27 protein-coding genes and 2 pseudogenes are annotated in these 25,979 nt (G+C 59.9%); 15 read left to right on the forward strand and 14 right to left on the reverse strand.

Annotation, left to right across the window (positions count from 1 at the left end):
* Both ABMA32_RS08210 and ABMA32_RS08215 read left to right on the forward strand, forming a co-directional pair.
* On the forward strand, positions 1-339 hold the full coding sequence (locus ABMA32_RS08210) for a type II toxin-antitoxin system RelE/ParE family toxin (RefSeq protein ID WP_349013207.1): 339 nt from the start codon (positions 1-3) through the stop codon (positions 337-339).
* A 16-nt stretch (positions 340-355) separates the two neighbouring features.
* Positions 356-643 (forward strand): helix-turn-helix domain-containing protein, encoded by a 288-nt coding sequence (locus tag ABMA32_RS08215; RefSeq protein ID WP_349013208.1) that lies wholly within the window; start codon positions 356-358, stop codon positions 641-643.
* Positions 644-1,053: 410 nt separating this feature from the next.
* Here ABMA32_RS08215 and ABMA32_RS08220 read toward each other — a convergent pair whose 3' ends face one another.
* Both ABMA32_RS08220 and ABMA32_RS08225 read right to left on the reverse strand, forming a co-directional pair.
* The gene (locus ABMA32_RS08220) at positions 1,054-1,536 is read right to left on the reverse strand and encodes a hypothetical protein (protein WP_349013209.1); all 483 of its coding nucleotides are present in this window, start codon (positions 1,534-1,536) and stop codon (positions 1,054-1,056) included.
* A 26-nt stretch (positions 1,537-1,562) separates the two neighbouring features.
* Positions 1,563-1,892: a ribonuclease H family protein gene (locus tag ABMA32_RS08225; protein WP_349013210.1), complete on the reverse strand. Its 330-nt coding sequence runs from the start codon at positions 1,890-1,892 to the stop codon at positions 1,563-1,565.
* Between the two features lie 35 nt (positions 1,893-1,927).
* On the opposite strand from ABMA32_RS08225, the pseudogene ABMA32_RS08230 reads away from it, so the two are divergent.
* Positions 1,928-3,117, forward strand: a pseudogene (locus tag ABMA32_RS08230) (IS3 family transposase).
* Between the two features lie 119 nt (positions 3,118-3,236).
* On the opposite strand, the gene ABMA32_RS08235 reads toward ABMA32_RS08230, so the two are convergent.
* Positions 3,237-5,009, reverse strand: coding sequence for a tetratricopeptide repeat protein (locus ABMA32_RS08235; protein WP_349013211.1), 1,773 nt, complete (start codon positions 5,007-5,009; stop codon positions 3,237-3,239).
* Positions 5,010-5,136: 127 nt separating this feature from the next.
* On the opposite strand from ABMA32_RS08235, the gene ABMA32_RS08240 reads away from it, so the two are divergent.
* Complete coding sequence (locus ABMA32_RS08240; protein WP_349013212.1) at positions 5,137-5,589, forward strand: GNAT family N-acetyltransferase; 453 nt, start codon at positions 5,137-5,139, stop codon at positions 5,587-5,589.
* Between the two features lie 73 nt (positions 5,590-5,662).
* Here the strand turns inward: ABMA32_RS08240 and ABMA32_RS08245 are convergent, their stop codons facing one another.
* The 4 genes from ABMA32_RS08245 to ABMA32_RS08260 form a co-directional block, all read right to left on the reverse strand.
* Positions 5,663-6,556 carry a hypothetical protein gene (locus ABMA32_RS08245; RefSeq protein WP_349013213.1) on the reverse strand — a complete coding sequence of 298 codons (894 nt, stop codon included), beginning with the start codon at positions 6,554-6,556 and terminating at the stop codon, positions 5,663-5,665.
* A 65-nt stretch (positions 6,557-6,621) separates the two neighbouring features.
* Positions 6,622-7,845 carry a gluzincin family metallopeptidase gene (locus ABMA32_RS08250; protein ID WP_349013214.1) on the reverse strand — a complete coding sequence of 408 codons (1,224 nt, stop codon included), beginning with the start codon at positions 7,843-7,845 and terminating at the stop codon, positions 6,622-6,624.
* A gap of 140 nt (positions 7,846-7,985) precedes the next feature.
* A complete protein-coding gene (locus tag ABMA32_RS08255; RefSeq protein ID WP_349013215.1) occupies positions 7,986-9,317 on the reverse strand; it encodes a TfuA-like protein in 1,332 nt (443 codons plus the stop codon).
* Positions 9,314-10,567, reverse strand: a complete 1,254-nt coding sequence (locus ABMA32_RS08260) for a YcaO-like family protein (protein WP_349013216.1) — start codon at positions 10,565-10,567, stop codon at positions 9,314-9,316. Before ABMA32_RS08260 ends, ABMA32_RS08255 begins: the two co-directional genes overlap by 4 nt.
* A 190-nt stretch (positions 10,568-10,757) precedes the next feature.
* On the opposite strand from ABMA32_RS08260, the gene ABMA32_RS08265 reads away from it, so the two are divergent.
* From ABMA32_RS08265 to ABMA32_RS08300, 8 genes are all read left to right on the forward strand, one after another.
* Positions 10,758-11,900 carry an ABC transporter substrate-binding protein gene (locus tag ABMA32_RS08265; RefSeq protein WP_349013217.1) on the forward strand — a complete coding sequence of 381 codons (1,143 nt, stop codon included), beginning with the start codon at positions 10,758-10,760 and terminating at the stop codon, positions 11,898-11,900.
* Between the two features lie 53 nt (positions 11,901-11,953).
* Complete coding sequence (locus tag ABMA32_RS08270; RefSeq protein WP_349013218.1) at positions 11,954-12,874, forward strand: branched-chain amino acid ABC transporter permease; 921 nt, start codon at positions 11,954-11,956, stop codon at positions 12,872-12,874.
* A 2-nt stretch (positions 12,875-12,876) separates the two neighbouring features.
* Positions 12,877-13,845, forward strand: a complete 969-nt coding sequence (locus tag ABMA32_RS08275; protein ID WP_349013219.1) for a branched-chain amino acid ABC transporter permease — start codon at positions 12,877-12,879, stop codon at positions 13,843-13,845.
* On the forward strand, positions 13,838-14,587 hold the full coding sequence (locus ABMA32_RS08280) for an ABC transporter ATP-binding protein (RefSeq protein ID WP_349013220.1): 750 nt from the start codon (positions 13,838-13,840) through the stop codon (positions 14,585-14,587). Before ABMA32_RS08275 ends, ABMA32_RS08280 begins: the two co-directional genes overlap by 8 nt.
* Positions 14,584-15,270 carry an ABC transporter ATP-binding protein gene (locus tag ABMA32_RS08285; protein WP_349013221.1) on the forward strand — a complete coding sequence of 229 codons (687 nt, stop codon included), beginning with the start codon at positions 14,584-14,586 and terminating at the stop codon, positions 15,268-15,270. Before ABMA32_RS08280 ends, ABMA32_RS08285 begins: the two co-directional genes overlap by 4 nt.
* A gap of 155 nt (positions 15,271-15,425) precedes the next feature.
* Positions 15,426-16,061 carry a DUF1326 domain-containing protein gene (locus ABMA32_RS08290; protein ID WP_349013222.1) on the forward strand — a complete coding sequence of 212 codons (636 nt, stop codon included), beginning with the start codon at positions 15,426-15,428 and terminating at the stop codon, positions 16,059-16,061.
* A 4-nt stretch (positions 16,062-16,065) separates the two neighbouring features.
* Complete coding sequence (locus tag ABMA32_RS08295) at positions 16,066-16,923, forward strand: DUF2182 domain-containing protein (protein WP_349013223.1); 858 nt, start codon at positions 16,066-16,068, stop codon at positions 16,921-16,923.
* Positions 16,924-17,003: 80 nt separating this feature from the next.
* Complete coding sequence (locus ABMA32_RS08300; protein ID WP_349013367.1) at positions 17,004-17,678, forward strand: adenylate/guanylate cyclase domain-containing protein; 675 nt, start codon at positions 17,004-17,006, stop codon at positions 17,676-17,678.
* A 183-nt stretch (positions 17,679-17,861) separates the two neighbouring features.
* On the opposite strand, the gene ABMA32_RS08305 is transcribed toward ABMA32_RS08300, so the two are convergent.
* Together ABMA32_RS08305 and ABMA32_RS08310 are read right to left on the reverse strand one after the other, a co-directional pair.
* Complete coding sequence (locus tag ABMA32_RS08305; RefSeq protein WP_349013224.1) at positions 17,862-18,245, reverse strand: cupin domain-containing protein; 384 nt, start codon at positions 18,243-18,245, stop codon at positions 17,862-17,864.
* A gap of 13 nt (positions 18,246-18,258) precedes the next feature.
* Positions 18,259-18,809: pseudogene (locus ABMA32_RS08310) on the reverse strand (HAD-IC family P-type ATPase); the annotation flags it as partial.
* A 405-nt stretch (positions 18,810-19,214) separates the two neighbouring features.
* Between ABMA32_RS08310 and ABMA32_RS08315 the strand changes: the two are divergent.
* Positions 19,215-19,679 (forward strand): hypothetical protein, encoded by a 465-nt coding sequence (locus ABMA32_RS08315; RefSeq protein ID WP_349013225.1) that lies wholly within the window; start codon positions 19,215-19,217, stop codon positions 19,677-19,679.
* A 27-nt stretch (positions 19,680-19,706) separates the two neighbouring features.
* On the opposite strand, the gene ABMA32_RS08320 is transcribed toward ABMA32_RS08315, so the two are convergent.
* Positions 19,707-20,021 carry a tail fiber domain-containing protein gene (locus ABMA32_RS08320; RefSeq protein ID WP_349013226.1) on the reverse strand — a complete coding sequence of 105 codons (315 nt, stop codon included), beginning with the start codon at positions 20,019-20,021 and terminating at the stop codon, positions 19,707-19,709.
* Positions 20,022-20,164: 143 nt separating this feature from the next.
* On the opposite strand from ABMA32_RS08320, the gene ABMA32_RS08325 reads away from it, so the two are divergent.
* Positions 20,165-20,611: a GNAT family N-acetyltransferase gene (locus ABMA32_RS08325; RefSeq protein ID WP_349013227.1), complete on the forward strand. Its 447-nt coding sequence runs from the start codon at positions 20,165-20,167 to the stop codon at positions 20,609-20,611.
* Positions 20,612-20,617: 6 nt separating this feature from the next.
* Here the strand turns inward: ABMA32_RS08325 and ABMA32_RS08330 are convergent, their stop codons facing one another.
* The gene (locus ABMA32_RS08330) at positions 20,618-21,667 is read right to left on the reverse strand and encodes a DNA topoisomerase IB (protein WP_349013228.1); all 1,050 of its coding nucleotides are present in this window, start codon (positions 21,665-21,667) and stop codon (positions 20,618-20,620) included.
* Positions 21,668-21,897: 230 nt separating this feature from the next.
* Between ABMA32_RS08330 and ABMA32_RS08335 the strand changes: the two genes are divergently transcribed.
* A complete protein-coding gene (locus ABMA32_RS08335; protein WP_349013229.1) occupies positions 21,898-22,347 on the forward strand; it encodes an RrF2 family transcriptional regulator in 450 nt (149 codons plus the stop codon).
* 33 nt (positions 22,348-22,380) lie between these two features.
* On the opposite strand, the gene ABMA32_RS08340 is transcribed toward ABMA32_RS08335, so the two are convergent.
* The 3 genes from ABMA32_RS08340 to ABMA32_RS08350 are packed head-to-tail and all read right to left on the reverse strand — an operon-like array spanning position 22,381 to position 25,830.
* Positions 22,381-23,757, reverse strand: a complete 1,377-nt coding sequence (locus ABMA32_RS08340) for a lipopolysaccharide biosynthesis protein (RefSeq protein ID WP_349013230.1) — start codon at positions 23,755-23,757, stop codon at positions 22,381-22,383.
* Entirely contained in the window at positions 23,747-24,862 is a 1,116-nt protein-coding gene (locus ABMA32_RS08345; protein ID WP_349013231.1) for a GNAT family N-acetyltransferase, read from the reverse strand. The genes ABMA32_RS08340 and ABMA32_RS08345 overlap by 11 nt, the downstream gene beginning before the upstream one ends.
* Positions 24,863-24,894: 32 nt before the next feature.
* Positions 24,895-25,830 (reverse strand): hypothetical protein, encoded by a 936-nt coding sequence (locus tag ABMA32_RS08350; protein WP_349013232.1) that lies wholly within the window; start codon positions 25,828-25,830, stop codon positions 24,895-24,897.
* Between the last annotated feature and the right edge of the window lie 149 nt (positions 25,831-25,979).

The following is a 25,979-nucleotide window of genomic DNA, read 5'->3' on the forward strand; positions in this document are numbered from 1 at the left end:
ATGCAGACTGTCGCGGAAACGCCGACGTTCACTCGCCAAGCCGAGAAGCTGTTCGATGAGGAAGAGAAACGGGAACTGATAGACTTCCTTGCCGAGAACCCGCTGGCTGGCGATGAAATCCCCGGCACGGGCGGTGTCCGGAAGGTGAGGTTTGCGGCGTCTGGTCGAGGAAAGCGGGGCGGTGCCCGGATCATCTATTACTATCTCGACGAGACTATCCCGCTCTATGCCTTGCTTGCCTACGCGAAGAACGCCAAGACCGACATGACGCCGGATGAGAAGCGGGCTGTTGCCGGTCTTGTTGTCGCACTGAAGGCGGCACGGCGACGTGCGGAATAATGGAACGGAGTTGAACATGAAGACGTTCGGAGAAGACCTTATCCAGTCGCTCGGGGAAGCTCTCGCCCATGCCAAGGGCGAAGGCCCTGCAATCGTGCATTCCCCGCTTGATCCTCGCGAGGTTCGCGAACGGGCGCACCTGACACAAGCCCAGATGGCTCCCCTGATGGGTATGAGTGTTTCCGGCTACCGGAAATGGGAGCAAGGCCAGAGACGCATCAGCGGCCCCGCAGCGGCTCTCCTGAAGGTGATAGAACGGGAGCCCGACGCGGTAAGACGCGCGTTGCTGGAGACAGCGGGATAGTCACCCTCTCACGACATCCTACTACCACGGAGGACGAACCTTCGTCCGACAACCCTTTTCCCGCCATGAGAGACCGTCTCGGGCACATTGCTCCGCAATGGCCGGGAGACCTCCTCTTCATGAAACTTCTACTGGGCTGTTGAAGGAAGGTTGTCTTTTGACGGCCTACGCCGTCGACGTCGGATAAAGAGGCGCGGTGAAGGGTGCATGAGCATTGCCTCTAGCAGTCGTCGAAATCGATGATCGTCTAGAGTCCACCTCATGATGATGTCACCCTCCAGCGGGATATGCGGAAGGGTGGGAGACGCCCGATAGGCCCGCAGGGCCGCATGTTATACGATCCTCATGAAATAGCGGATCGGTCGTCACCCACACCCTTTCAGCAAAAGGCTTCTAGCAGTCTACAAGGCTCATGCTGCACATACGCGATGGTCGTCAGTGTTGTCGTTGTCGGCAATCTCGGGATTGTGCCATGTTCCCAATACCGGCCAGTTCGTCAGTCGTGGAGGCACTGAATCAAGCCGCTTCTGCACAGCTTTTAAGGTGACGCCTTCCTCCCTCGCTATGGCACGAAGGGACAAGCCCTGCCGGTATAGCTGTTCTGTCCGGGTGAGAGGCAGGTTTGTCGCTTCGAGATTCTGTACCAGAAGCACCATACCATCCGGCAGGATCACATCCCATTCGAGACGCCGGTCACCGTCCTTGAACCGCCACGTTGTGCCATATCCTTTCTGCCTTGCAACTGCGGTCAGCCGATGGCGATTATCTCGATGCTCCAGCACACCGAGGACGACGAGTCGCCTCACCACGTCGCTGGTGGTTGTTCCAACGAGTTCTGCAAGTTCGCCAAAGGGGAGCCAGCCGGTATGCCAGCGCCCGTTGTCGTCCCGCACTTCTCCCAACACAGGATGGTACGCCCTCACGCCGCAAACCCGTAAGACGCTGGGAGAGCAATTGCCGTTTGCTCTCGTGCCAGCCTGTCCACTTCCTCGTTGAAGGGATGACCCGCGTGGCCGCGAACCCACCGCCATTCGATGGATTTTCCTTCCGATGCCGCCAAGATGCGCTCCCAGAGGTCCCGGTTCTTGACTGTCTTGCCGTTCGATCCCTTCCAGCCTTTAACGAGCCAGCCTGGCACCCATTCGGTCATTCCATCGTGAACCTGCCGACTGTCGCAGTAAACCATGATCGGTTCGGGCTCATCCGGCTTCAGAAATTCCAAAGCCACTGCGACGGCGGTCAGTTCCATCCGAGTTCGTTCTGGCCCATTGAGAGGACCAGGACATGAAGCGCAGCCGCTTCTCTGAAGAGCAGATCATCGGAATTCTGAAGGAGCATGAGGCCGGGGTTTCGGTCGCCGACTTGTGCCGCAAGCACGGGGTCAGCGACGCCTCGATCTACAACTGGAAGGCCCGCTTCGGCGGGATGGACGTCTCGGAGGCGCGCCGGCTGAAGGCGCTGGAGGACGAGAACACGAGGCTGAAGCGTCTGCTGGCCGACGCCATGCTCGACAATGCGGCGCTGAAGGATCTCGTGGGAAAGAAATGGTGACGCCCGCAGCCAAGCGGAAAGCTGTCGCTCGTCTGAAGGGTGCTTTCGGGATGAGCGAACGGCGGGCGTGTAAAGCCATCGGCTGCTGCCGCATGACGGTTCGCTACGAGACCATCCGTCCCGACGACCGCGAGGTTCGGGAGCGGATGAAGGCGATAGCGCATGAGCGTCGTCGGTTCGGCTACCGGCGTCTTCTCGTGATGCTGAGGCGCGAAGGCCTCGTCGTGAACCACAAGAAACTGTTCCGGCTCTACCGGGAGGAGAAGCTTGCTGTTCGCCGGCGTGGTGGGCGCAAGCGGGCGATCGGAACCAGGGCGCCGATGCTGGTGCCGCTGCGCCCCGACGAGCGATGGTCGCTCGACTTCGTGTCGGACCAGCTCACAGACGGGCGTCGCTTCCGCATCCTGGCGATCGTCGACGACTGCACGCGAGAATGCCTGGCGCTGGTGGCCGATACGTCGCTGTCGGGCATGCGGGTCGCCCGTGAACTGGACGGGCTCGTTGCCGAGAGGGGACGGCCAAGGATGATCGTCAGCGACAATGGCAGCGAGTTTACCTCGAACGCCATTTTGGCCTGGGCCGATCAGAACCGCGTCGAATGGCACTACATCGCGCCGGGCAAGCCGATGCAGAACGGCTTCATCGAAAGCTTCAACGGTCGGCTGCGTGTCGAACTGCTCAACGAGACGCTGTTCACCTCGTTGGCCCAGGCGCGCGTGGCAACCGCCCTGTAGCGCGCCGACTACAACACGGCCCGGCCGCACTCCCAGATAGCCTGGCAGACGCCGGACGAGTTCGCCAGAACCTTCACCCCGCGACGGTCGCTCGCGCTGCGCTATGCCAAAGGCTCCGCGCAAGCGCCCGCGGCTTCAGCCGCCCAGCAGGGCAGAACCACAGCCGGAAACGAACTCAGAACTGGATAAGACTTGGGGGCAACGTCAGGAGCGACGAAGGTCGCGGAAAGCTGACCCTTTCCTCGGCGCAGTTCCGGGCGTCGGCGCGATCTGTTGGCTTTTCTGATCGCAAGGTGGCTAGCGACCCGCTAACTCAGTCCAGCCTTCCGAAGCCCCTCGACAAATACCTCAAGATCCTCCGGGTATTGGTTCGGGGGGACCTTTCTCCATCGATCAATGGTGAAGTTCGGGTGGACCTGCAGAAGCGAACGGGCGTGCTTCCCGGCTTCGTCATCTTTCCCTAGCAATGCATAGCTGGCGGCCATTAGCCTATGACCCTCCGAAGCGTCACGCATCTTCTTCAGGGTCTGGATGGTCTTCTCGTATTCACCGAGATGAAAATAGGCATCGCCGAGATACCAGAAATAGTTGTCGGGATGATATGGGTTGAGGCGCATCGCCCGCTCAATCAGTTTGACAGCGCGTTCGGCCTGCCGAACGTAAACGAGACAATCGCCCATTTCCGCCAGAAGATCGGCGTCGTTGGGATTGAGTTGCAGCGCGCGCTCGTATGCGGCAATCGCTGGCCCATGCTCCTTCTTGTAGAGGTGGGCAAGACCCATCTCGGAGTAGCCGCGCGCGTCAAGGTCGTCATGCTGGACGGCAAGGTTCGCCAGGTTAAGCGCCTCGTTCAACGCGCGTTCTGGATCTTTGGTCCAAGCATACCGCCATTCGACGTTGAATGTTCGCGAGATAGCTGCGTAGCTGCGTCCGTAGTTGGGGTCCAGATCCCGTGCCTGCTCATAGAGGCGCCGGGCATGCCAGTTGCTCTCCGGGCGGAATCGGAAACTGAGGTCCTGCCCACGCAGGATCAGGCCGTAGGCATGCAGGTTTGGGTAGTTCTGTGATGTCAGGCGTCGCTTTTCGGCCATGTCGATATGGACTGCAAGTCGTGACGCCGTCGTGGCGGTTACGTCGTCCTGGAAGGCGAAGATGTCCTCGATGCCGCCGTCGTAGCGTTCTGACCAAATCGTGTTCTCAGTCTGAGCCTCGATGAGGTCGACGGCGACCCGCAGCCGGTTGCCAGCACGCTGGAGGCTGCCAGAAAGCAGATAACGCACCCCAAGCTGATTGCCTATTTCACGGAGAGATTTCGTGTGTGCGGCCACGGCCACCGTCGAGTGCCTGGCGATTACCATCAAGTTTCGAAAGCGGCATAAATTGGATATCAGGTCCGCGACCACACCTTGGCAGAGATGGAGGTCAGCAGAGTCGCCCGACACATTTTCGAGGGGAAGAACCGCCAGCGAACTGTCGGGCGTCGAATGCTTCAATTGAGCAATGGGCATGTCCGACAACGGCGATGCCGGAACCTCTGGATGGGCCAGGTCGAAATCGACTACGAAGACCTCGATTTCGTCTTCGATGTTCTTCAGCTTCTTCTTGCCGAGCGACCGAAAGGAATACTCCGGCTGCGCGCGAACGAACTGTTGGACGGAGCCCGAGATGCATATACCACCCGGCGAAGCGAGACTTTGAATGCGCGCGGCCATGTTTATGCCATGGCCGTAGACGCCGCCGTCTCCCGCGATCGTGTCTCCGATCGTGACTCCGATCCGATAGGCGATAGGTTCCTGATCGCCCGACCAGACAGCCTCGTGCGACATTTCCCGCTGCATTTCGACGGCGAAGTCCAATGCCAGAGTTGCACTTGGAAAGAGCGCAACCAACCCGTCGCCAGCTGTATTGACGACGGATCCGCCATAGTCGCTAACGAGGTTGCGAATTAGGGTAAGCGAGCGTGTCAGGCGGACAACGGTTCCTGCCTCGTCATGGTCCATAAGCCGGCTGTAACCGTGCACGTCAGCGTAAAGAATCGCTGACAGCCTGCGATTGAGCGTCTCCGTCCGCGCGATGACCATGCGCCTTCCGCCGTCGTTGGCAGCCTTAAGCAAGTTGCTCAGGAACCATATCATGCAAATGGGCTGGCCTATAGCGGCGAAGAAAATCAGCTTGCGAATACGGCCGATGGATAGAATGATTTGATTGATGGAGCAGGGTCCGCAATACGCCTTGAGAGGGGCGACGCCCGAAGACTACCAGTTCGCCGAGTCGATCTACATCGACGCGATGAGGCCGCTCATGCTGCAATTTTCGCGCTGGAACGAAGAAGAACGCCGGGCGGCGCTGCGCCGCTCGTTTACCGCCGCCGACACCAGCATCATCATCGTCGATGGGCGCGACATAGGTTGGATGCAGATTACGGAGCGCGACACCGACTACAATTTGGCGCAGCTGCAACTTCTCGAGCAATATTGCGGCAGGGGGGTCGGCACTTGTCTGATCAGCGGACTGCTCGACAAGGCCGCCGGCGAGGAACGAACCGTCTCGCTGTCGGTCGTTCGCATCAATCGCGCCATCGGTCTCTACATGCGGCTGGGCTTCCGCGTCGTCGACCCAGAAGCGACTCCGATCCTCGACATGGTCTGGGGCGAACGCTAGTTGGCCGAGGATGTTGTGCGGACCAGCAGCCCGCGAAAACGTGGAACAATGGAACTCCGTTAGTGTCCTCCGGTCAATCGCTGTTACCGCTACCCCTGGCGTTCATGCCGCGCGCGTTCATTCCCCTGGCGTTCATGCCGCGCGCATTCATTCCTCTGGCGTTCATGCCGCGCGCATTCATGCCCGCCGAATCCATGCCGCCCGGTCCACCGCCGAGCATTGCGGCAAGCAGAACGTCCTCGAACATGCCGGTCTCGACATCCATGCGGATCGTGTAGTCGGCCTTGTCGTAGGACCAGACCATCAATTCATCTGCGAACTGAAAGTCCGCTGCGCCCAACCCCGTTAGAGACGGTTCACCAGGCGCTCGCGCAGGTCGCGGTCTGCCATTGCCGCCGATTTTAGCTTCAGATGCGGGCAAACCTTTGCCATGCACGAGGAACAGGATTGGGCGAGGGAGTTCGTAGAAATACCCCTCGTAACTGAAAGCGTATATGCGTGCAAATCTAGAAAAATTTGATGTTAATTGGCTTTCCAACTGGCTCTTAAAGCCAATTCTATCTTGATTGAACGGACCATGACGTGAATCTCCATTAACGTCATCAACTTTTCCACTCTTATCTATTTTGAATAGTTTATTTTCGTTAGCGATTCCGTTGGTAACGACTACGTAGTAAAAATCAATTTCCTGATTGAAATCGGGGAGATATTTTTCGAATATGTCATCTCTAGTATTCACATATAGTCCATTTTCAGATTCTTTTTGCTGATCTTTTAGGAAGATTGGCCTTCCTGGCTTTATCCTATAACCATCGATTACTGAGGGCCATTTTCCCAGATCGATTTGTGCCGTCGATGCGTGCCTCACTCGCTCCGAACCTGGCGGTTCGGCGATGGTTATCGCGAGATCCCCCATTTCCCTACCGAACAAGAGGACGTTTGAGGGACTAAGTAGGGTCTCAGGCATCTGCATCTCCCCGTTAGATCAGCTCGTTACAATCGCGAAGCACAAGCGCTTCGATTGCGGAAAATCTAAACCGCTGGCACAAACACCCTCGGTAGATCAAAGTGACTGTGTGGTCCGGGCGGTCTCAGCCGCGGCCCTACCTGCGCGCGACCGATCGCCCGTCTCCTCAGGTTCACGTCGATGATGGTCCGCCACCGCCCGCCGGTTATCATCTCATCGACGGCGCGCAGCGTGCTGCCGACGGTGGCGTAGCTCAGATTTTCCGGGGAGAGGCGGCGCCAGGTTTCGGCCAGCAGCATACCCAGTTCGTCGCGTGAGGCGACCAGCGCCTCGCGAAACGTCTCGGGCGCTGCGGCATATGCCTCGTCAAAGATCGGCTGGACGATGTGGAAATAGTCGAGGCTATCCTCAACCCTGTCGGAAAGGTCCTCCTGATCCGCAGTTATCAAGCCGCGCGCCACAAGTTCCTCGTGGAAGAGATCGACGAAGATGTCGAACATCGCCCCGGTGAGCGGCTGCGCCAAGGCATGCTCGTCGTGCCAACCGTGCACGAAATCGAGTAGCGAGAGCGGGTTCGCTGCAAGCCTGATCTGACTGTTGCCGGTCAGTTCGGCAATGCGGTTGACCAGGTTGCGCGTATAGAGATTGCCGTGGCTCGTCTCGAGCAACTCGTCGATCACGGAATCGAAATGCAGTGCAGCTATCAGCGCTGTGAGGTCTGCGGCGGACTCGTGAAAGCCGTAGTACTCGGCTCCCTCTGTTCCAGGGTCGGGCACGCCGATCACCGAATAGACGATGCAGTGCCCGACCTCATGTGCGACAACGTCGAAATTCAAGCTGAAGGGCTCAATACCGTCGAGCGCCTCGTGGATGCCGACTTCCAGAAAGCCGTAGCCCATGAAGGCGTTTTCAAGGAGGTTGCGCTGTATCACTAGCTCAAGCCGCTCGAGGTCGCGGCTGAAATGCCAGTCGATCGGATGGCCGAAATATTTCTCCCAGACGTCGAGCGTGAAACGCACGGAGCCGAACAGATGCGCGGCCTCGAACTCTGGATCTTCGGGTGCAATATGGTCGAAATGTCCGTCACGGTCGGGCATGGCAGGAGGAAATGAATCGCCCTGCCAGGGCGGCATCAGATAGAGCGGGTCGCCTCGCCAATTCTCGGCCAAGCCATAGGCAAGGGACTTACCGATCGGATCGACGACATACATGCGGTCGTCGCTTGGACCCGGGCCTACCGACCCTGCCGGCGATGATACGATGATAGTTTCGGGATGGCGAAAAGGCATCAGGAAGGGCGCCTGGGCAAACAGCCTGAAGCGCGTCCCGTTTCCGGATAAGGACCCTTTCCCTCCACCCGCCACGCTGGACCCCACTTGTGGACCGAGGCATGCACGTCATGTTGGCTTCAGCACCTTTTGGTGCGCGGTCATGTTAGCGATCTTTCGTCAGTCAAGCCAGTGTCTTTCTCCCATCTTTGCTCGGCTGAAGAAGTATATTCGGAAGCGATTAGTTCATAGAGCCTATCGACGTTGGATAATCCGATCGAGGCAGCATAGTCGGCAACGTCTTGAGGAGTTGGGCGACCAAGTCGTTTCTCGAAAAACCAGGCCGCCAGCATGGCGCGCGGAAGCGGAGCGCCTGACGACCGCAGGCGGCGTCTGGCGAGCGCACTTTTGCTATAGCAGGCATAGAGTTCAAGTTCACGCAAACGGTCGAGCATCCCCTGATGCAGTTCGGCGTCGCGGTCCCGCGCCAACGTCTCAACGACCGCATCGTCCGCGATCACGCGCTCGAGACCGGCAAGGTTGATTCCATTCTCTAGCGCCCACTCGACAACGTCTGTCTGTTTCATCAACCCGTGTAGCGTGCGGAATTCGTCCATGGCACGCCTGAAAGCAGCGCGATCGGGCGCGCCACTGGTCCGGTTGCGTGCCAGCACACGAAGCAGGGCTTCCCGGCGCACCCGAGCATAGTCGCCTCGCAACCGAAGCTCGTCGAGGATCGCTTCCTCTTCAGTCGTGGTCCCGCCATCCATTCCCCGCGTTTCGCTGCGCCAGGGCGCATTGTGCCAATTCTCGGTCCATTCGAAATGAAAGGTGGCTGGCGACCGGGCGGCGCCGCTGCGGATAAACGCGTCCACTTGGTTCAGCAACTCGAGCGCATCTTCACGCTTCCGGTCGATCATTCCGGTGCGCAGCCATGCCGAAAAAATCTCCGCCAACAAGGGATCACTTAATTCCGCGATCAGATCGGGCCAATTTCTAAGCTGATAGAAGCGCGCCTTAGCCGAAGCCGAAAGGCGCGCCGCGGCGTCAGGATCGACAATCTGTTCCTCGACCGCCTTCTCGAGTGTGGCTCGAATGTTGACCATGGGCTCGCTAAGGCGGAGGTAACCAGTCTCCGGCGGGCCATGGATGAGCGCCACCTCGTCGTCGTCGGTGAGTTCGCCGTCGCGATATGCCTCGAAAATGCGGCCGACGCCCCGCATACCGAACGGATGAAGCTCAGCCGCACGCAGGGCGCCCATGCTGGATGCGCCGAATACAGCGATCCCTTGCTTCAAAGCCCAGAGTATCTCCTTGTGCAGGACCGCAGGCTGACCGTCGAAGTAGCCGTCAATGACTCCGATGACCTTCGGAACTTCACGAGTGACGGCATAAAGGTCACCCTGGCGCACCGGCGGGCGGAATTCGAAGCTACCGTATGTATCGATGTCTTGGGCGTTGAGAGTCGGCCCACAAAATATGATAGTTCTCATCGTCCCGCGCCCGACATGTGGCCAGCTCGTGCCCCTGGAACGTAGCCGTCATGATCATCAGGGCCTTCCAAGCCAGGGATTACGACACGGACAACAGGGAGGCCAATGTCCTCCTTTGTGAGGTCAACGGTGATGACCTCCGTCACGCCTACCGACCGCAACCTTTCGATTAGCCAAGGGACACTCTGCGCAACTCCTTGCGGTTGAGTATGCCCGAGGCAGGCGACCTGCTTGGTAGCGGAACGCTCAGCCAGCAATCTGTCCGCGTGTCGGCGGCGATTCTCTCGGTACGTTTCTCCATATTCTTCAATAGCTAAGTCGTCGCGTGCTCCGGATACGTAAGTGGTTCGCACCTGGGCGGCCTCAATCAGTGCCTTCAGCAAGGCGATTTCGGCGACCGGGTGAGCTGCCGCGCCGATCCCGCAATGGCCGCTTCGATCACGGCCATCAGCAATCAGACTGAAAAAGGCGGGCACCCCGACATCCGAGGTTATTTCCCATACAGCTACGTCGAAGTCCGCGCATGCGAGCTTCTTCAGGACATCGCGACACTGGCCGTCAGGCGCGCTGTCGAGGTCCACGCCACTGTGCCGGCGGCGGGCAGCCGGCATGCGGTTCCACAACGCTGTCGCGTCACGTTCAACGATCTCGCAAATCGCATGGTGGATTGCTTCGTTCAAGGAGTTACCGGAACCAAGACCATTGCTACTACAGTCGAAGAAACCGCTGCCGGGAGGAGGGGGGACGGTGTAGTTCGCTCGCACGCACTCAAACGGCAGCCAACGCGTCTCGCCGGAAATTATTTCCCTGCCTTCAACCCATAGCGTCACCACGTCCCTGTTAAAGTGCTGGCCATTGACGCGCGGAAGCCTTTCGATTTCAGCGAACCGATGCGAATGGGAGAGTTCAGCCATGCTCCCGAGCTTCAGAGGGAGTTCGATGTGTTCAGCGTGGTAGAGCTCCGCGCACTCCATCAGGCCCGAAGCCGTGGCTGCATCCAAGTCGATGCCCTTGCCCTGTGACACGGCCAGGGAACGTGCATTTGGCCTACAGACCATAACCACGGGTATGCCTATGCGATCCAGTCCTGTAACGTTCGCGACCCGGGTAATGCCCATCCGCCCCCAGTGTGGACGGACCCGAGCAATGGTATTCAGGGCGCTGTCCGTGTTTTGAGATGTTTCCGGCAATGTGGGATGCCACCGCGACATTGAGAGCCGCCTCCAGGCCTTGGAGAGATCGACAGCCATCCTATCGAGTTTTGGCGTTCCATAACAGAGCTGGGGCCCACCCCGTTGGGCTGCCGTGTCTCTCGGACCAATTCCCTCCTGTTGGGCTGATGCGCCTCGTATGCGACTTGGGAGTGCCCGGTAGGGGTTTCCAAGCCAGCGTCTTTTCGGCACTTTGCAGGTTCAACAAACAACAAAACGGGAGACCGGAATGAAGACCACTTTTGCAGCAGGCGCATTGGCGCTTGCACTCGGCTCGTCAAGCATCGCTTTCGCAGAGCCCGTGAAGGTTGGCATGATCACAACTCTGTCTGGCGGTGGCGCCGGACTGGGCGTTGATGCGCGCGACGGCTTCATGCTGGCGCTCAAGCTTTCCGGCTCCAAGGATATCGAGGTCGTCACCGAAGACGATGCCATGAAGCCTGAACTCGCCGTCCAGATCGCCGACAAGATGATTCAGAGCGACAAGGTCGATGTGCTGACAGGGATCATCTGGTCCAACCTTGCCATGGCCGTCGTCCCGAACGCGGTCGCCCAAGGCAAGTTCTATCTGTCAGTGAATGCAGGACCGTCGCCGTTGGCAGGAGCCAAATGCGATAAGAACTACTTTAACGTCGCCTATCAGAATGACAATTTCCACGAGGCGGCTGGCAACTACGCCCAGACGGCGGGCATCAAGAAGATGTTCATCCTGGCGCCGAACTATCCGGCCGGCACGGATTCGCTCAACGGCTTCAAGCGCTACTACAAGGGCGAACTGGTCGGCGAGGTCTACACCAAGCTCGGCCAGACCGACTACGCCGCCGAGATCGCACAGATCCGCGCATCGGGTGCAGATTCCGTGTTCTTCTTCCTGCCCGGCGGCATGGGCATCGCCTTCATGAAGCAATATGCCCAATCGGGCGTCGATATTCCTGTCATGGGCCCGGGTTTTTCGTTCAGCCAGGATGTGCTCGGCGCCATCGGGGACGCAGCGCTCGGTGCCAAGAACACTGCCTCTTGGTCACCTGATCTCGACAACGCCAAGAACAAGGAATTCGTCGAAGCGTTCAAGGCCGAATACAACCGACTGCCCTCAATTTATGCAGCCCAAGCCTTCGACACGGGAACGCTGCTGGCGACCGTGGCCGCCGGCGTGGATGTGAAGGATGCCGACGCTTTCCGTGCGGCCTTGACCGAGGCGAAATTCGATTCCGTGCGCGGCAAGTTCAAGTTCAACACTAACCATCATCCGATCCAGGACTTCTACGTGCGTGAGGTGATCAAGAACGATGAAGGAGTCCTTACCAACAAGATCCTCGCCACTACCTTTACTGACCACGGCGACGCCTACGCCAAGGACTGCAAGCTCTAAGGAAAGGCGGGGCAGCGCTCGCTGCCTCCCATGACCTGATCGGCGCTGGCACCTTGCAAACAGCCCTTGTTCTTGAACAGCTCCTCAACGGACTCCAGTTCGGCGTCATGCTTTTCCTCATGGCTGCCGGACTGACGCTGATCTTCGGCGTCATGGGGCTGATCAATCTGGCGCACGGCTCGTTCTACATGATCGGCGCCTTCGCCTGTGCGGTGGTGGCAGCGGCGACTGGATCTTTCTGGCTGGGCCTCTTTGCCAGCTTGGTAGCAGCAGCTGGTGTCGGCGCCATAGTCGAGGTTGCGGTGATCCGTCGCCTCTACGGTCGCGATCATCTCGATCAGGTGCTGGCGACGTTCGCGTTGATCCTGATTTTCTCCGAAGCCGTGCGGTGGCTTTTCGGCGATTTTCCGCTCTATCTCAACGTTCCCTCGCAGCTTGGAGGCGCCGTCGCGTTACCGGGTGGCGTCCATTACCCCATCTATCGGCTTATGATCATCGTTGCCGGCTTGGCAGTCGGCCTCGGCCTCTACCTTCTGATCGCCAGGACGCGTCTGGGCATGCGCATCAGGGCAGGGGAGTCCGACCGAGAGATGATCGGCGCACTCGGCGTTGACATAAGCACACTCTACACTGTCGTATTCGCGCTCGGAGCGGCGCTCGCCGGCTTCTCCGGTGCTCTGGTTGGCGCGCTTCAGTCGGTGCAGGTAGGCATGGGTGAGCCGGTCCTAGTCCTCGCCTTCGTCGTCATAGTCATTGGCGGGATCGGCTCCATCAAAGGCGCCTTTGTCGGTGCGTTGCTTGTCGGCGTGACAGACACTCTGGGGCGCATCTTTCTGCCACAGATGCTGGCAGCGGCGATTGGACCTGCGCAGGCAGCCGGCATCGGCGCCGCTTTAGCCTCGATGTCAATCTACGTCTTGATGGCCATCGTTCTCGCATTCAGGCCGAAGGGCCTGTTTTCGGCGCAGGATTGAACATGAGACGCGAGGGATTGCTCAATCTCGTCCTGATGCTGTTGCTGGCTGTGGTGCCACTCGTGGCGGTGTGGCTCGATGAGCCCTTTTATTCGACGCTCGCGACGCGCATGGCGATCCTCGCGCTCGGTGCCGTTGGCCTAAACCTCGTGCTTGGGTTCGGCGGGCTCGTCTCGTTTGGCCACGCCGCCTTTTTCGGCATCGGTGGCTATGTCGCCGGCATTATTGCCACTCATGCCATGAACTCCGAGACGCTGCTCGGACTGCCCGTATCTGACCAAATGCCTGTGATCTGGCTCGTCGCGGCGTTTGTCTGCGCTGTGGTCGCGTTGCCCATTGGGGCGATCAGCCTGCGCACGAGCGGCGTCTACTTCATCATGATCACCTTGGCCTTCGCTCAGATGGTTTATTATTTCGCGATCTCCTGGCCAGCCTACGGTGGCGAGGACGGCTTATCGATAAGCGTGCGAAATGCCTTCCCCGGGCTGAACACCGCCGCCCCGCTCAGCTTCTTCTTCGTCAGCTATGGCCTCTTGCTGGCTGCACTCCTGCTCGTCTGGCGTATCCGCGACTCTCGGTTTGGCTCGGCGTTGCAAGCAGCCCGGCAGAACGAAACGCGCGTCGCGGCCGTGGGCATTCGGCCGTATCAGATCCGGCTTGCCGCCTTTGTCATTTCGGCGGTCATCACAGGCATCGCCGGCACTCTCTTTGCCAACCTCAACCGCTTCGTTAGCCCGTCGATGATGTCATGGCAGATGTCTGGCGAACTTATTGTTTTGATCATACTTGGCGGCACGGGCCGGCTTTTCGGGCCGGTAGCCGGCGCGATCCTCTTCGTGCTGCTCGAATCGATGCTTGGCGGGGTGACCGAGCGCTGGCAGTTTTTCCTCGGTTTCATCCTGCTTGGTGTCGTGCTGTTTGCACGAGGCGGGATTGTCGGCCTGATCGCAGGAAAGGCACGCCATGGCTGATGCAATCCTCGACATCCGGAATCTCTCGAAGAGTTTCGGCGGCCTGAAAGCGACTGACAATGTAGACCTCGACCTTCGGGCGGGGGAGATCCACGCGCTGATTGGTCCCAACGGCGCCGGGAAATCGACGCTAATCCATCAGGTCTGCGGAGGCATCAGGCCGGATGCCGGCTCAATCCGTTTCCTGGGGAAAGAGGTGCTCGGGCTCGGCGTAGCGGCGCGCGCCCGACTTGGCCTCGGCCGCACTTTCCAGATATCTTCGCTTGCGCTGGACTTCTCGGCGTTGCGCAACGTCATGCTCGCGGTGCAGAGCCGCCAGGGGTCAAGTTTCCGCTTCTTCGGCAACGTTATAGCCGATACAGGGCTAACCGATCCTGCGAGACACGCGCTTGATCGGGTTGGTCTCGCGGCACGCGCCTCCGTTCCCGCCGCGGAACTTTCGCATGGAGAGCGGCGGCAGCTTGAGATCGCCATTGCGGTGGCGCTGGGCTCCAGGGCGCTGCTGCTAGACGAGCCGATGGCCGGCATGGGGCCAGAAGGTTCTCGTTCGCTGACGCGGCTTCTCGATACCTTGCGCGCAGAGGTCCCTATCCTGCTGGTAGAACATGACATGGACGCGGTCTTCGCCTTGGCCGATCGCATCTCCGTTCTGGTTTACGGGCGTGTCATCGCCACCGGAACGGTGGATGAGATCCGCAACCATCCCGACGTTCGGCGGGCCTATCTGGGAGCAGCAGCATGACGCTGCTTCACGTGTCCGCCATTGAGACATTCTACGGCCCGAGCCAGGCCCTATTCGGCGTCGACCTCAATGTCGGTGAGGGCGAGGTTGTCACCCTCATGGGCCGCAACGGCATGGGCAAGACGACCACTATCCGGTCCATATGCGGCATGACGCCTGCACGAATGGGCCGCATTGAGTTTGCCGGCGCGGCCCTTAGCGGCCTACCGCCGCACCGCATCGCGAGGTTGGGAATCGGCCTGGTGCCGGAGGGTCGGCGCTGCTTCCCTAACCTGACCGTCCAGGAAAACCTCGTCGCGTCGGCACGAGCGGGCAAATGGACTCTCGGCGCCGTGAAGTCGTTGTTCCCGCGCCTTGGTGAGCGCTTACGCCAACATGCGAAGACGCTGTCAGGTGGCGAGCAACAGATGTTGGCCATCGGCCGCGCACTGATGACCAATCCGCGCCTGCTCATCCTGGACGAAGCAACTGAGGGGCTGGCGCCGATCATCCGACAGGATATCTGGGACGCGATCCGGAAACTAAAGGCGGATGGCCAGGCTATCCTGGTGGTCGACAAGACGATGGACGAGGTGCTCGGCGTTGCGGACCGATGCGTCGTGTTGGAGAAGGGGAAGACCGTCTGGTCTGGACGGCCTCAGAACCTGACGGAAGAGCTACAAGGTAAATTCTTGGGATTGTAACCTCTGCATGCTTAGCGAACGGCGATCGGATATTTTGCCGCGCACCCAAATAGAAAGCGTATCAGGCCGCTTTCATTTTTGACTTCCCCAGCGTAATGTCGATGTGTGGCGCAACGCCGTCGCTCCGTGTTCCGGCAGCGCTTCAGGAGGAAGCCATGCCAGACATCAAGTGGATGATCAAAGCCCGCGAGTTCACCAACTGCAACTGTGCGTATGGATGTCCTTGCCAGTTCAATGCCCTGCCGACGCACGGATTCTGCCAGGCCGTCGTTGGCATGGAAATCGATGAGGGCTATCACGGCCATACCAGACTCGACGGCATAAGATTTGCCGGAGTTTTTCGCTGGCCAGGCGCCATACACGAAGGCCGTGGCGAGGCCGCGGTGATCGTCGACGAGCGAGCAACCGATGAGCAAAGGCACGCGCTGCTTCGGATCCTGTCGGGCGAAGATACCGAGCCTGGCGCAACCGTCTTCCAGGTCTTCTCGACCACGCTGGAGAACGTCCACGATCCGATCTTCGCTGCCATCGACTTCGAGGTCGACATTGATGCGCGCACAGCCAGATTGAGAGTGCCGGGCGTGACCGAAGGCCACGGCGAACCGATCAAGAATCCGGTCACTGGTGCCGAACATCGCGCGCGCATCGATCTCCCGCATGGATTTGAATACTCGCTTGCGGAAATGGGCCGCGGCTGGACAAAGGCAACAGGCCCGATCAAGTTCGAACTATCTGACTCCTATGGCCAGTTCGCGCATATCCACCTATCCCAAAGTGGCATCGTGCACTGACACCGTGAGCGACACAGCCCTAGAGGCTATACTGAGGCGCGACCGCACCGTCGTCGCAATAGCACTTGTCATCGTTACGCTGCTGGCTTGGGCCTATTTGCTGCATCTTGGCTATGAAATGGGTCGCTCAGGCGCTCCGGCGCCTGATGATGCGAGCGCGGAAATGCCCGGCATGGACATGTCGGAAATGGATATGCCGGGAATGGATATGGGCGCTGCCATTGCGCCTGGTTTCCGAGCATGGACACTGGCCGATTTCGGCTTCATCTTCACGATGTGGGCGGTCATGATGGTAGGAATGATGACACCGTCGGTGACTCCGATGCTGCTCTTGTATGCCTTGGTTGGCCGCAAGGCGCGTATCGAAGGCAAACTCTTCGCACCCACGGGATGGTTCTTCTCAGGCTACGTGCTCGTCTGGGTATTTTTCAGTATCGGGGCGACCCTCTTCCAATGGCTTCTGGCCAGTATGGCATTGCTGACGCCGATGATGGCAACCGCCAATTCGGCGGTCGGCGGTCTCGTTCTGATTGGCGCTGGTCTCTATCAATGGACGCCGGTCAAAGAAGCCTGCTTGCACCAATGCCAGGCGCCGATCGCATTTTTGTCGAGCCATGGCGGATTTCGTTCCGATCCATTTGGCGCGCTGCGGCTCGGTATCGACCACGGCATATATTGCCTTGGCTGTTGCTGGGCGTTGATGGCGCTGCTTTTCGTCGGCGGCGTCATGAACATAGTCTGGATAGGGGGTCTCGCAATTCTCATCCTGCTCGAGAAGACGCTTCCGACAGGGCGGCTGATCCCACGTTTATCGGGGACTATGCTTGTCGTTGCCGGCATCTGGCTCCTTGTTGGTGTTTGAGCGACAAGAGTCGTGGCTTAAGCCAGCAGGTAGGGCGGCTTGTCATCGTCAAATCTTGCTAGAAGCACTAGGTGAATTCCATGGACAAAGATGCGAGTGCGACAGGCAATTCTACTGGAGCATCGGCCACCGTCGCATTTATCGATCTCTCCGGGTTCAGTGCCATCGCAGACGTCTACGGCGATGCATCCGCGGTTCAGGTGCTAGAGATCTTTGAGCGCATGGTCGGTGACGCGCTGAGCGCCTATGAGCCGCCGATCAAATGGATCGGCGACGAAGCTATGCTTTCATTTCCCGAGCCGGAAATGGCAATCCAAGCGCTGGGAAAACTGCTGCACGCCTGCCGACAAGAACCGCGCTTGCCTCTGACTCGAACGGGCATAAATCATGGGCCCGTCATATGGCGATCGGATGACCTGTTTGGTTCGACAGTGAATATTGCTGCACGGATTGCGTCGCTTGCGTCTCCAGGGCAACTGCTCGCTACTCAGCCAGTGGCCGACGCGGCTGCGGCAACCGGGATATCGCTGCGCGCTCTCGGAAAGGTCGCCATCAGGTCTGTCGCGAACGAAATCTCGCTTTATGAAATTGAACTGGCACCGTCCCCCGATCCTGCCTGGATCGATCCGGTTTGCAAGATGCACGCGCCATATGAAACCTATCGACGCCAACGTCCGGAGGGTCCGTGGTTCTGCTCACTTCGGTGCGAGGAAGCCTATCGAAAGTCGCCCCAAACCTATCCATTGGCTCGCTGACGCGATGCCTCGACGCGGGGAATGCCGCGTTGTTTGTTCCGGGGCTTAGCCTTCTGACGGCCCGCAAGGTAATTTAGTTCATGGCGCATGATTTCGTAGCTCCGACCGCGAATGCCAGTTCAGCGCTCGGTGTCAACTAACCAACTCCCGAAGTGACCCGAAGCCGACTCCAGGTATATCCCGTCAGATGGAAGGCTCCCACGCACCAATCAGATGCGACGCTTCATGATCCCCCGGCCACCGAGGCATAGTGACGCAAATGAACTTGAGCGGGGTGTCACCAACGTTTCTGTATTGAAAGGCCGTTCCAACTGGTATGTCCACAGACACACCGGGGACGAGCGCCGTCACACGCTCTTCTGACTCGTCCCTTCGCCAGATTTCTCCTGCCCCCTCCAACACATACCAAAACTCACTGACCGTAGCGTGAATTGTGGCTCGATTGGTCTGACCAGCAGGCACAGTGCTGTGGATCATGTTCCCGGTAGCGCCGTCCATTATGAAACGGATATCTGCCCCGGCAGGTGATTTTGCGTTAGGCGCAGAACAAAGAGTGGTTTCTTTCATGGAATTATATCCTCAACTTGAGGGGGCGCAAGATGCCGTTAAGGTCGCCTTTTACCAGCGTGATCCCGGCGCTCTCGACGGCCACGTCAGCACCAATGCCCATTGCGATGCCGACGTCGGCTGCGGCGAGCGCGGGCGCGTCATTGACGCCATCGCCGGCCGTAGCGACCTTCGCCCCGTTTGCGCGAAGATCGTCGATCAGTTGCTGCTTGCTGTCCGGAAGCATGTCGGCGCGGACCTCATTGATGCCGAGTTTACTTGCGACAGCCCGCGCTGTCAGTTCATTGTCCCCGATCGCCATGATGATGCGCAGGCTGTCGTGTGCAGCGCCCGGATCGCTTCTACGGTCGTTGCCTTGACCGGGTCGGCCACGGCGACGATACCCGCCAACGTGCACTCGACAGCGACGAACATGGCCGTCTTGCCCTCGGATCGGAGCGCGTCCGTCTTGGAATCGGGCTTGAAGTATCAGCTTGAGATCGGCCATCATCGCGGCGTTACCGCGCGCGATGCGACGACCGTCACTGTTCCGGATACGCCCTTACCCGCAGACGGCCGCCACCCGCCTGCATTCAGTTCGAGGATCGACATCCGGCAGACCGGTCAAAACGCCGCCTGATCACTTGTCCGCCCCAAGGGGCGCACTCCAATCCCGGGTTGGTTCTGGGCGGAAATCAAAAGCTATGACATATAGCTCTCATTTACATGTAGCACGCATTCTTATCACCGTCACAATGTCACAAAATATCTTGTAAGTTATTGATGGTATTGAAGTAATTGAGATTTTAATCCTCTCTGGCAGCACCATTCATCTCCCGCCTATGTGGCGGTAGACTTCTGTTCTTGGGCAATTCACTGGACCGCGCGGCGGCGTGATTCTATTGTCCTGTTCATTTCCAATGGGAGAATACGATTTCTCTTTCATCGGCAGGCACAGCCATCTCGGCCCGCAGCTGCGGCACCTGCAACATGTGTTGCAAGCTGCCGCTTATCTCGGTGCTGGGCAAACCGCCCGGGCAATGGTGCGAACACTGCACGATCGGCGTCGGCTGCACCATTTATGACGACCGGCCCCAGATGTGCCGTGATTTCTTCTGCCAGTGGATCGAGAACAAGAGCATCGCGGACTACTGGAAACCGGAAGCGTCCAAGATCATCCTGACGCAGTTTCCGAGAACCGGCTTTCTGTATGCGCAGGTCGATCCGGCGCGACCGGACGCCTGGAAGGCGCCCAAGCTGCTTTCGGATCTTCAACGCTGGGCAAAGCAGCTTCTCCCCGTTCGCAAGCATGTGGTGGTGTTCGTCAACGACGACGCGACGCTCATCATGCCGGACCAGTCCGTCCCGCTTGGAAGGATGCGCCTTGGCGAGGGGTTCGCCATCAGGACGACCTACAGGAACGGCAAGCCGGTTTACGAGGTGAGGCGCGGCTGAGCATACTGCGGCGTCGTGGCCAGACCGCTAGTGGACGCGCTTCATCTCCAGGCCGAGCATGTCGTAGTCGACGGCCATGAAGCCCGTCGCCGTGGTGACGACAGCTTCCGGAAATGCCTTGAGCACGTCCTGCGCCATAACGCCCTGATAGACCGCATCGCTCCAGAAATATCTGAAATTGTAGAGCGGCAAACCGTTGGCCGCGACGCCGACCTGCTCGATGTCCGACTTCAGCCGGATATCGCTTGGAGTACCGATCTCGGCACTACCTTGCGTCTGCGCGGTGATCGACGACAGCTTGCCCTTGGGATCGAGAGTCGGCTTCACGTATTTCCGTTTCATGACCAGTCCCCGGATGTTTCGACAGCCAATTGTTAGATTATTTCACGCCACAGGAGTAGCGGGTTTCAGGCGTTTTTCGTGTGTATCGACGCGTCGGGCTTTCTCTGCGATGAACGCGGGTGGGTTCGCTCAGGAGAAAGCAGATGTCCAATATCACCATCCGGCCGCTCCAGCAGGCCGACCATGCCGAATGGCGTCGCCTCTGGACGGACTATCTCGTCTTTTACAAGGCGACCGTTTCCGAGGAGGTCTACGCGACGACGTGGCGGCGGCTGTTCGATCCCGGCGAGTTCGAGCCAAAGGGTTTTATCGCGCTGATCGATGGACGGACGGTCGGGCTCGTTCACTACCTCTATCACCGAACCTGCTGGTCCCTCGTCAACAACTGCTACCTGCAGGATTTGTTCACGGATGAAGCCGCGCGAGGCTCCGGCGTTGGGCAGGCGCTGATAGAGGCTGTAAAGGCCGAGGCGGGCAGGGTCAGGATCGCCAATGTCTACTGGATGACGCACGAGACAAACGGGACGGCGCGACGCCTCTACGACCGCGTCGCGAAGCGCACTGGCTTCATCGAATACGACCTGATGTGAGCGGGGTCACGCCATCTTCATCTCCAGCCAGCGCAGGACAAGTGCCTCTTCTGCGTCGAGGCCGGGCTTCTTGCGTTTGAAGCGCAGTGCCTTCTCAAGTTCCTTGGTGAGTTTTCCTTCCTGCCAAGAGGCGATGACCAGCGGATGGATGTAGCATCTCCGGCAGACGGCCCGCCTGTTGCCGAGATGTTTGGCCACCTCGTCCACGATGATGTTCATCGCACGTGCGGTGGCGGTCTTCGTCTCGGGCAGCGGTATCTCCGAAAAAAGCGAAAGCGCCCTGACCGTGCCGCCCCAGGTGCGGAAATGCTTGGAACTGAATTCGCCGCCGGTGGCGTCGCGGATGTATTCGTTGACATCCTGCGAAGTTACGATCCGTCGCGCGCCGTCTTCTGCGATGTACTGGAACAGGTGCTGACCGGGCAGGTCCTGAATGGCGCGCACGGTACGCGCGATGCGCCGGTCGACCAGCTGCAGCTTCCATTCTTTTCCGGATTTACCCTTAAACGCGAAGCGGAGCTTGGCTCCCACCACCTCCACGTGCCGGCTCTTAAGCGTAGTCAGGCCAAAACTCTTGTTGTCGCGCGCATAGACCGCGTTGCCGACGCGGATCATGCTGTTGTCCAGCAGCCAGACGATCGAGGCGATGACCCGTTCGCGGGGCAGGCCCTTGATCCGGAGGTCGGCATCCATCTTCCTGCGTAGCTTGGGTAGCAGGCGGGCGAAGTCGGCGAGGCTCGAATACTTGACCTCGTCGCGGCATTCGGACCATCGGGAATGGTAGCGATATTGCTTGCGTCCGCGCTGGTCGCGCCCGGTAGCCTGGATATGCCCTTCGGCATCAGGGGAAATCCAGACGTCGGTCCAAGCCGGCGGAACCGCCAGTTCCTTTATGCGGCGCAATGACTTGCTGTCCGCCACCACACTGCCGCTTGGCCTGAGATAGGTGAAGCCCGTGCCGCTTCTGCGCCTTCGGAAGCCCGGCTCGGCGTCGCTGACATAGACAAGTGCTGCCCGGCGCGCGGCTTTCCTGGCGGTATCAATTGTTAGCAGCATTCGTTCCAAACCCGAGACGAGCGGCAAGAATAATTGGCGAGATCGAGCAAGGTTCCGGCTGCGGAGGAAACAGCACTGTTGCGCGGAAATTGCCGACAGACGCGAAATAGCAACGGATCGGGGTTTCAATCGTCGCGTGCAAGGGTTAAGCGAGGCCGCGCGGCCCTCATTTGCACACAAACAAAACCAAAGGTCGTGGCGGGCGACGACGAACGGGCTGTTCTGGGGCTATGCTTACCAAAAAAGGCAAATACGGGCTGAAGGCGCTGGTGTACCTTTCCACCATGCCCCCCGGACAATTGGCCTTCGTCGGTGACATCGCCGCGAAGAACAACATTCCCAAGAAATTCCTCGACGCGATTCTTGGCGAACTGCGCAACGCCGGTTTCGTCCAGAGCCGCAAGGGCAAGGAAGGCGGCTACCGGCTCGCCAGGGCGCCCGCGGAGATCAAGATCGGCCATGTGGTGCGCGTGCTCGATGGGCCGCTCGCGCCGATTCCCTGCGCCAGCCGCAGCCAGTACCAGCGCTGCGAGGATTGCGACGAGGCGACCTGCGAAGTCCGCCACATCATGATGGAAGTGCGCCACGCCGTCGCCGAACTGCTCGACAACCGCAGCCTGGCCTCGATGCGCGATGCGGCCAACGACGACCTGCTCGAAGAGATTCGCCAGCACTTCTGAGCTATCGCTGGCGAATGAGCGGGCGCTGGCAAACTACTCTGCCGGCGAAGCTTCCGCCCTGCGGCCGCGAAGGCCGACCAGCCGCACCACGGATCCGTCCAGCCCCGTCAGCTTCTTCGAGGAGTGGCGGAGGAGGGCGGTCATGAGGATGAACGACATCGTCGTTGCCGAGACGGCGCCCATGATGCCGAAGGACGGGATCAGGGCGAAGAAGCCGATCGCGCGCAGCAGCACCGAGACCGCGATGATACGCAGGTAGCGGCCTTCGTGGCCGGTGAGCATCAGGATCGAGCCCGACGGCCCGGCCGCTGCCAACGCCGCGGTCCCGAAGCAGAGCACGACCAGCGCCGGATAGTAGGGCACGTAGGCCGCGTTGAAGATGCTGAGGAAGAATTGCCCGCCGCCGAGGATGACGACCATGCCTGCAACGATCACCGCGAGTGTCAGGCCCGCCACCCAGTCAAGCAGGGCGTTGAGCTGCTTCAGTTGGCCGCGATAGTAGAGGTCGGGAATGTGCCGGGTGGAGAACATGTGCATCGTGTCAGACGCGGTGGCAAAAGCGTTGGCGAGCCGCGTCGTTACGAAATAGGCGCCGGCCACCGCCGGGCTCATCAGGTAGCCGATGATCAGCACGTCGAGATACTGGTTCGCAGCTTCCAGTCCGTTGGATATCCAGAGCTTGAAGGAGCGGGAACGCCACTCCTTCGGCAGGTAGCGTGGCCTCACCGAGGCAAAATCGGGATAGAGCGCGGCGATCTTGCGGCGCAGGAACACCACATGTAGCGCGATAGCGACTGCGGCACCGGCGGCGAAGAGGAAGAAGATGGCGCCTACGCCGGTATGCGCCCCGGTCGCCAGCACGATGGCGAGATAGACGAGCGCGGGTACGGAGATCATGAGATTGCCGTAGCCGTCGCCTGCGCCGACTCCGATGGCGGTGCGCACCAGATGCGCCGATGTCATGACAGTCGCCTGCAGGACCATGAAGGCGGTCACCGCGGCGGCGAGCAGGACCCCGTAGGTCAGCGCCGTCCATGCGAAGAAGCCGCTGCCGACGACGATGCAGCCGGCGAGCACGGTCAGGGCGCTGAACATCAGCACGCCTTTCAGCGTCGAGGGATCGCCGGCGGCGGTGTATTCGTTCCACCAGCGCATCAGGGCGACCTGCTGGCCGAAGGTCGCCACGATGCAGAACAGGCCGGCCGCCGCAAACAGGATGGAGAAGACGCCGAAGCCGTTGGTGTCGAGGACGCGCGCGGCCAGCATGATCAGCGCAAAATTCGCGACGATGATCGAGCTCTTCATGACGAAGACGCCGGCGATGCCGCGCAGCGCCGGATTGCTGAGAAGCGCCCTCAGCCGCCCGGCGAGGCCGGAGGCGCGGCTGTCGCCGCCTTCTTCAACGGACATTCGGTGCGTAGGTCCTCAGGAAGTTCTTCACCGGCTTGGCGCGATGGTAGATCTGCGCCACGGCGTATCCTGCCACCGAAAAGGTTTTCGTATGGTTGCGCAGTTGCGTTTCCTCGACGCGGAAATGCGTCTTGTAGCCGGTGTTGCCGAGGCCCATGTCGAAGCTGCGATGGCCCTGGGCGAAGCGCTGCTTGATGACCTGGTAGATGAGCTGAATCCCGGGAGACTGCTTGCCGAGCTTTTCCATGTCCGCGCCGATCAGGACGGCATGGAATTCGCCGTCGCCGGTTGGGCCGAACAGCAGCGCTGCGGGCTGTCCGGCGACGTAGCTGACATAGGTGGCGGCTTCGCCGCTCTCCAGACCGGCAATCGCATAGTCACGGTAAAAGTCGAAATAGACCGGGTTGCTCAGCAGATCGCCGTCGAAGCGGCTTGAGCGCCAGGTGAGCAGCATATCGAACGCATGCCGCACCTCGTCGGCGCTTGCCGTAAGCCGATGCTCATAGCCGCCGAATTCGCGGTCGGTCTGCCGTTGCAGGCGGCCGAGTTCCTTGGAGAATTTGCGCCGGATCGTTCGGCGCTGCCATTCCTCGAAATCGTCGCCGACGTCGCTGTGGTAGGCCGCGTTGTCGGTCGGACTGCTGGTGGATTTGCGCAGGAGCAGCCCGACGTCAAAGTCGTCGTCGCGCACCTTGCGGAACATGACGATGTCGCAGCTCTTCAGTTCGGCCTCGATCCGCCTCACGAGGAAGGGGTCGGCCGCGATGGCGGCAAGCGCGCTCCGGTCGCCCACGATCGAATTGTAGTCGCAGACGCCAAAATCGGCGGGCGAGAGGATGCGGATGCCACGGCTGCGCTGCAGCACGAACGGGATGAGGGCAATGAGGGAGCGATCGGCGCGGCTGCGCACGGTCAGCGTACGCTGCTGCGCACCGAGGTTTGGCGCGAGCCGCCGGTGGACCATGTCCATCCACAGCGGCGCCTGGAACGCGGTTGCCCGATCCGGCCCGTAGAAGGCGCGGTATTCATCCGACAGGAAGTCGAACGTCGTCTCGATACGCACATCCGCATCGAGCCGGAATGAAGACTGGTCGATCGACGACAATGCTTTCGTCCTTCCCGCCGGCAGGGGCGCCGTCAGCGTATGCTCGTGCGCCCGAGGCTGGAGCTGGCGTCGATGCGGAAATCGCGCTTCTTCACCACGTCGCCGTCGATCTGCTTGCCGAACTTCTTCCACGCGAAGGCGGCGGCTGCCTTCGGATAGACATGCAGGCCGCGCGCCGTGGTGGAGCCGTTCTTGAAGCCGACAGTCCGGCGCAGGACGCCGTTGCCGTAGTGGACCGCATAGGAGTTCCAGATTTCCTTCGTCCAGTGCTCCATCGTCACGGAGATGTTCAGGCAGTCATGGTTGTGGACGCGGTGCGGCGCATAGAGCGGCCAGGTCACCATTTCGCCCGGCTTCAGGTCGACCACCGTCGCGTAGTCGTCGAACCACTTCTCGTAGGGCATGTCCTCGCCGGTCTCGCGCAGCAGGATCTTCTCGATGTTGCGCGGCTTGATGAAGATTTCCGAGCGCGGATAGATGTAGACGCTCTTGCTGCCCTCGATCTGCCAGAGCGACTGGCCCTGGATGTCGGCGTGGTAGAAGACGTTGGCGTTGGGCGAGGAGATCAGGACGCCGAGGTTGCGCTTGAAGGTGCTGAACCCGGGCATGCGCGCCTCGAACTCCCCAAACACTTCGTCCAGCAGCTTCTTGTATTCGGGCGCCCAGTCCATGACGCGGCGGATGTTCATCCACATGCGTCCCTTCTCGATCGCCTGTATGGCCTCGAGGCCAGTGGCGGTGCCGAGTTCGCCTTCCATCGTCTTGGGATCGTCGATTTCGGTGCCGCGCGCGCGAATGCCGAGGTGCTCGGCCGGGCAGCGTTCGATGACGCGCCCCAGCGCCTCGCGGCTGAACAACCCCGTCTCGATCAGACGGTGGTTGAGCTTGACCAGCTCCACGCCGAACAACTCGGCATGACGCGGCTCCCAGTTGGAGATGATGTCGTTTTGCATGACCATGGAGTTCATTTCGGCGCACTCCTTCTCAGCCTCGCGACGCCGCTCGCGAAACCTTAACGATCTACTTGCCCGGAACCGAGGTCTTGTCCGCCTTGTGAAACCGGGAGATGACGGAAAGCAGATGCTGAATAGCGCGAAAGTCGCGCGGAATGGGTAAA

Origin of the sequence: Mesorhizobium quangtriensis, from assembly GCF_040081925.1 — a bacterium.
Lineage (GTDB): Bacteria > Pseudomonadota > Alphaproteobacteria > Rhizobiales > Rhizobiaceae > Mesorhizobium_K > Mesorhizobium_K quangtriensis.

Bases quoted from the DNA above. Each gene is read 5' to 3' on its own strand.
- ABMA32_RS08210 (WP_349013207.1), top strand. From the start codon at position 1: ATGCAGACTGTCGCGGAAACGCCGACGTTCACTCGCCAAGCCGAGAAG.
- ABMA32_RS08235 (WP_349013211.1), bottom strand. From the start codon at position 5,009: ATGGTCATCGCGCGGACGGAGACGCTCAATCGCAGGCTGTCAGCGATT.
- ABMA32_RS08330 (WP_349013228.1), bottom strand. From the start codon at position 21,667: ATGCTGCTAACAATTGATACCGCCAGGAAAGCCGCGCGCCGGGCAGCA.
- ABMA32_RS08225 (WP_349013210.1), bottom strand. From the start codon at position 1,892: ATGGAACTGACCGCCGTCGCAGTGGCTTTGGAATTTCTGAAGCCGGAT.
- ABMA32_RS08275 (WP_349013219.1), top strand. From the start codon at position 12,877: ATGAGACGCGAGGGATTGCTCAATCTCGTCCTGATGCTGTTGCTGGCT.
- ABMA32_RS08300 (WP_349013367.1), top strand. From the start codon at position 17,004: ATGGACAAAGATGCGAGTGCGACAGGCAATTCTACTGGAGCATCGGCC.
- ABMA32_RS08340 (WP_349013230.1), bottom strand. From the start codon at position 23,757: ATGTCCGTTGAAGAAGGCGGCGACAGCCGCGCCTCCGGCCTCGCCGGG.
- ABMA32_RS08255 (WP_349013215.1), bottom strand. From the start codon at position 9,317: ATGAGAACTATCATATTTTGTGGGCCGACTCTCAACGCCCAAGACATC.
- ABMA32_RS08250 (WP_349013214.1), bottom strand. From the start codon at position 7,845: ATGCCTTTTCGCCATCCCGAAACTATCATCGTATCATCGCCGGCAGGG.
- ABMA32_RS08245 (WP_349013213.1), bottom strand. From the start codon at position 6,556: ATGCCTGAGACCCTACTTAGTCCCTCAAACGTCCTCTTGTTCGGTAGG.
- ABMA32_RS08325 (WP_349013227.1), top strand. From the start codon at position 20,165: ATGTCCAATATCACCATCCGGCCGCTCCAGCAGGCCGACCATGCCGAA.
- ABMA32_RS08305 (WP_349013224.1), bottom strand. From the start codon at position 18,245: ATGAAAGAAACCACTCTTTGTTCTGCGCCTAACGCAAAATCACCTGCC.
- ABMA32_RS08290 (WP_349013222.1), top strand. From the start codon at position 15,426: ATGCCAGACATCAAGTGGATGATCAAAGCCCGCGAGTTCACCAACTGC.
- ABMA32_RS08280 (WP_349013220.1), top strand. From the start codon at position 13,838: ATGGCTGATGCAATCCTCGACATCCGGAATCTCTCGAAGAGTTTCGGC.
- ABMA32_RS08260 (WP_349013216.1), bottom strand. From the start codon at position 10,567: ATGGCTGTCGATCTCTCCAAGGCCTGGAGGCGGCTCTCAATGTCGCGG.
- ABMA32_RS08285 (WP_349013221.1), top strand. From the start codon at position 14,584: ATGACGCTGCTTCACGTGTCCGCCATTGAGACATTCTACGGCCCGAGC.
- ABMA32_RS08335 (WP_349013229.1), top strand. From the start codon at position 21,898: ATGCTTACCAAAAAAGGCAAATACGGGCTGAAGGCGCTGGTGTACCTT.
- ABMA32_RS08265 (WP_349013217.1), top strand. From the start codon at position 10,758: ATGAAGACCACTTTTGCAGCAGGCGCATTGGCGCTTGCACTCGGCTCG.
- ABMA32_RS08350 (WP_349013232.1), bottom strand. From the start codon at position 25,830: ATGAACTCCATGGTCATGCAAAACGACATCATCTCCAACTGGGAGCCG.
- ABMA32_RS08315 (WP_349013225.1), top strand. From the start codon at position 19,215: ATGTGTTGCAAGCTGCCGCTTATCTCGGTGCTGGGCAAACCGCCCGGG.
- ABMA32_RS08320 (WP_349013226.1), bottom strand. From the start codon at position 20,021: ATGAAACGGAAATACGTGAAGCCGACTCTCGATCCCAAGGGCAAGCTG.
- ABMA32_RS08240 (WP_349013212.1), top strand. From the start codon at position 5,137: ATGGAGCAGGGTCCGCAATACGCCTTGAGAGGGGCGACGCCCGAAGAC.
- ABMA32_RS08215 (WP_349013208.1), top strand. From the start codon at position 356: ATGAAGACGTTCGGAGAAGACCTTATCCAGTCGCTCGGGGAAGCTCTC.